The organism is Dolichospermum sp. UHCC 0260, from assembly GCF_009711985.1.
Lineage (GTDB): Bacteria > Cyanobacteriota > Cyanobacteriia > Cyanobacteriales > Nostocaceae > Dolichospermum > Dolichospermum lemmermannii.
Genome location: NZ_VIKZ01000014.1, coordinates 1 through 3,560, shown reverse-complemented (window position 1 = coordinate 3,560; position 3,560 = coordinate 1). Strand labels below are relative to the sequence as shown.

The following is a 3,560-nucleotide window of genomic DNA, read 5'->3' as shown; positions in this document are numbered from 1 at the left end:
TAATTTATCTTGCAAATGCTTCGCCCCTACTGACAACTGACAACTGACAACTGACCAATTGCTGTTGTAAAATAGACAGTGTCAGGATTCAGGGGGAACCAGGTAACTGGTCATAAACGCCTATAGAGACTATCTTTGGTAATGTTCAAGGTTTGAAGTCCAGCCAGCTAAAACAACTCCAGCGGCTGTACCACCAGCGGATATCAGGCGATCGCATTACGACTACTGATTTTGCTCAACGGCTGGCAGCCATTAGTACGGAAATTAATCAACCTATTTGTACTTATATCAATCGTCGTGGACAAGTGATTCGAGTTGGTGTAGGTACTCCGCGTCAAACGCAAATTCCGCCCTTAGAACTACCTCGCTATGGTGCAGAGCGTCTGAGCGGTATTCGTTGTTTATCTACCAATCTCAAGTCAGAACAACCGAGTGAGTCAGCCTTAACAGCCATGGCTTTACAAAGATTGGATGCTTTAGTAGTTTTTAATATTACTGGAGGAGGATTTACCAAGCGTGGCGGTGGTTCAACTGGATACGTAAAAGAAGCTTATCTAGCGCATCTGGTGGCTAATAACAGACAGTTGGTTGTGACTCAATCCGCTGGTATCAGTATCGGAGATGCTGGTACATATTCCCACATCTCACCACCTCTAAGTTTAGATGCTTTGGCTGACCAGGATTTTCTGGACTTAGTGGCAAGTTTAGAAGAGGAATTTAGTCGGGAGTATGTAGCGCAAGAAGTAGACGCTGATCATGATCGGGTGGTAATTGTGGGGGTATTAACAGAAAATATCACGCCGCAACAATTCCAAGACATCATAGTGGAATTGACCCGATTAGTGGATACGGCTGGAGGTATTGTTTTACAAACCTTACAACAAAAGCGATCGCGTATTCATCCCCAAACAGTGATTGGTGAAGGTAAAGTCCAAGAAGTGGCGATCGCTGTGCAAACTCTAGGTGCTAATTTGGTAGTATTTGATCGGGATCTTTCCCGTTCCCAAGTTCGCAATTTAGAAGCACAAATTGGTGTTAGGGTAGTTGACCGCACCGAAGTAATTTTAGATATTTTTGCCCAACGCGCTCAATCTGGTGCAGGTAAATTACAGGTGGAACTGGCACAGTTAGGGTATATGCTGCCACGACTCACGGGCAAGGGTGAGGGTATGTCCAGATTGGGCGGTGGTATTGGCACAAGGGGTCCCGGTGAAACCAAGCTAGAAACAGAACGCCGGGCTATTCAAAAGCGGATTTCTCGACTGCAACACGAAGTTAATCAATTACAAGCTCATCGTTGTCGGTTACGTCAACGACGACAACATCGAGAAGTTCCCTCAGTGGCTTTGGTGGGTTATACCAACGCTGGTAAATCCACTTTACTCAACGCCCTCACCAATTCGGAAGTATACACGGCTGACCAACTGTTTGCTACCCTTGACCCGACCACACGGCGATTAATAATTCCTCATGCAGAAACGGGCGCACCCCAGGAAACTTTGATGACGGATACTGTAGGGTTTATCCATGAGTTACCTGCATCTTTAATGGATGCTTTTCGGGCAACGTTGGAGGAGGTAACAGAAGCGGATGCTTTACTGCATTTAGTAGATTTATCTCATCCTGCTTGGTTGAATCACATTCGCGCAGTTCGGGATATACTCGCGCAAATGCCGATTACACCGGGTCCGGCGTTAGTGGCTTTTAATAAAATTGATCAAGTTAGTAGTGAAACACTGGCTTTGGCTAGAGAGGAGTTTCCTTTAGCAGTGTTTATTTCTGCTAGTCAGCGGTTAGGACTGGAAACTCTGCGTCAGCGTCTATCTCTATTGATTCAGTACGCTGTTGGTGATGATTGATAGTTTTTAGATCCCCGACTTCTTTCTCGTTCCCATACTCTGTATGGGAATGAATTTTAGAAGGCTCTGCTTTCAATGATAGCAGAGGCAATGCCAAGTTCCAGCATAATGTAGTAAATCACCTGCTTTTTTACCTCGCTTGATGGGGGAAATACGACGTAATGGGCGTTGATTTACGGTGCTTTTTTCCTGAATAGAGTCGAGAAAATCACTAACTAAGGAAAGCTGTTCTGGTGGTAGTTGGGATATCTGTTGTTCAATTTTTTGATGTAGTTCTAAATAAGTCATTTGTGCCTCGTTTTCATAGGAAGAATGGGGATGATTCTATTTTATCTCTTTATTTTACAGCGATTCCTACGGAGCGCTTCGCTATCGCACTCCCAAAAATCACACAAGCACTAAATTATCAATTTGCTGCACAGACTACTCATCATCATCTTGAACGTTTTTTTCGTCAAATCCCAGCCAAAATAGTAGCACCTGTTCTAATTTCAGCATTTGTTCTGGTGTTATGTTTCCCAATTTGCGTAAAAGCTTTGCATGAGGAATTGTGATGATATTTTGTACATCAAATACTCCTTCCCGAAGGAAATTAGTTTTGATTTGTGCCTCAAATCTTGAACCACGTGAACTGGTTGTGTGTGGAACAAGAGTCGCTAATGCACGATCTTGATCTAGTGCAGGAATACTAATTACTAAACATGGTCTGACTTTTGCCACATAACCTAAATTTACTAGCCAAACTTCACTACGTTTAGGACTACTTATATGTCGCTTCTTCCTCATCTAAATCAAGAAAAAGTCCCTCAGCATTCATGACTAAATCTTCATCAGATAAGGGCGAAAAATCTAAATCAACTGTCCGCTTTAAAATCTCTAATACCAAATCTAACCGTTCTGAGTCTGTCAAGCGGTCGAATGTATTCAGAAGTTCTTGTACTAAAGCAGTCATAGCTTTTTTCCTATATATAGAAATATCATAACATGGGCTTGATATGACTATCTCCAAAATTACACTATAAGCGATACCTTCGGTGCGCTTCGCTATCGCACTTCCCAAAATCACCCTACAAGCGATCGCACTTCTCCAAAATCACACTACAGCGATCGCACTCCCTAAATTACACTACAGCCATCGCTCTCTTCACCATAATCGCAACTACGGTCAGGTGTATAGGTGTTGTCAGGCTGCGATTGCAAAAATCTTCAAAGTAGTAAGGGAGTCGAGTGAAAGGAAATGCTGGGTTTAATTTTTCATACCTACTTAACCACAGCTTCCGTCCTCCACATAGAATACACCCCACATATTTAAGGCTCCAACACCGGCTTGAGAAACTATAAGTGCTGTAGCACCAATAATTGCACCACCAACACCTGTAGCTAATCCTACAACCAGAGCCGTTAAGCTTAACACATCAACAATGTTTGTCTTTACGCAAACTGTAGGATGATCAAAATGCACACCATTAATATCGGCTGGCATTTTAGAACATGCTTCTTCCCAACTCTGTCCCCAAGGAATATCCCAAAGAATCGCTGAATAACTTCTGGCTTTTCTACCATTTCCCAGATCAACACACCCATTATCTTTAAATTCTCCCCAATGCATAGCAGTTTTCTCCTAAGTTGTTATAAAAAGTTATTACAGCCACAAATTACAGCAAAAATTTTTGTTTGTCTAGCCAAATAGGCATCATACCA

The 3,560-nt window shown here is 42.7% G+C and carries 5 protein-coding genes; 1 reads left to right on the top strand and 4 read right to left on the bottom strand.

Annotated features, from left to right (window positions below; genetic code table 11):
- Positions 1-122: 122 nt before the first annotated feature.
- Positions 123-1,859 carry a GTPase HflX gene (hflX, locus tag FJR08_RS07705; protein WP_168632785.1) on the top strand — a complete coding sequence of 579 codons (1,737 nt, stop codon included), beginning with the start codon at positions 123-125 and terminating at the stop codon, positions 1,857-1,859.
- A gap of 72 nt (positions 1,860-1,931) precedes the next feature.
- On the opposite strand, the gene FJR08_RS07700 is transcribed toward hflX, so the two are convergent.
- The 4 genes from FJR08_RS07700 to FJR08_RS07685 form a co-directional block, all read right to left on the bottom strand.
- The gene (locus FJR08_RS07700; RefSeq protein WP_015078223.1) at positions 1,932-2,147 is read right to left on the bottom strand and encodes a hypothetical protein; all 216 of its coding nucleotides are present in this window, start codon (positions 2,145-2,147) and stop codon (positions 1,932-1,934) included.
- Between the two features lie 135 nt (positions 2,148-2,282).
- Positions 2,283-2,645, bottom strand: a complete 363-nt coding sequence (locus FJR08_RS07695; RefSeq protein ID WP_174783028.1) for a type II toxin-antitoxin system PemK/MazF family toxin — start codon at positions 2,643-2,645, stop codon at positions 2,283-2,285.
- On the bottom strand, positions 2,620-2,811 hold the full coding sequence (locus tag FJR08_RS07690) for a hypothetical protein (RefSeq protein ID WP_168632759.1): 192 nt from the start codon (positions 2,809-2,811) through the stop codon (positions 2,620-2,622). The genes FJR08_RS07695 and FJR08_RS07690 overlap by 26 nt, the downstream gene beginning before the upstream one ends.
- Positions 2,812-3,123: 312 nt before the next feature.
- Positions 3,124-3,468 (bottom strand): hypothetical protein, encoded by a 345-nt coding sequence (locus FJR08_RS07685; RefSeq protein ID WP_168632758.1) that lies wholly within the window; start codon positions 3,466-3,468, stop codon positions 3,124-3,126.
- Positions 3,469-3,560 lie beyond the last annotated feature (92 nt).

What these genes read in the sequence shown, in the direction of transcription:
- FJR08_RS07700 (WP_015078223.1), bottom strand. Translation starts at nt 2,147, where the DNA reads ATGACTTATTTAGAACTACATCAAAAAATTGAACAACAGATATCCCAA.
- FJR08_RS07695 (WP_174783028.1), bottom strand. Translation starts at nt 2,645, where the DNA reads ATGAGGAAGAAGCGACATATAAGTAGTCCTAAACGTAGTGAAGTTTGG.
- FJR08_RS07690 (WP_168632759.1), bottom strand. Translation starts at nt 2,811, where the DNA reads ATGACTGCTTTAGTACAAGAACTTCTGAATACATTCGACCGCTTGACA.
- FJR08_RS07685 (WP_168632758.1), bottom strand. Translation starts at nt 3,468, where the DNA reads ATGCATTGGGGAGAATTTAAAGATAATGGGTGTGTTGATCTGGGAAAT.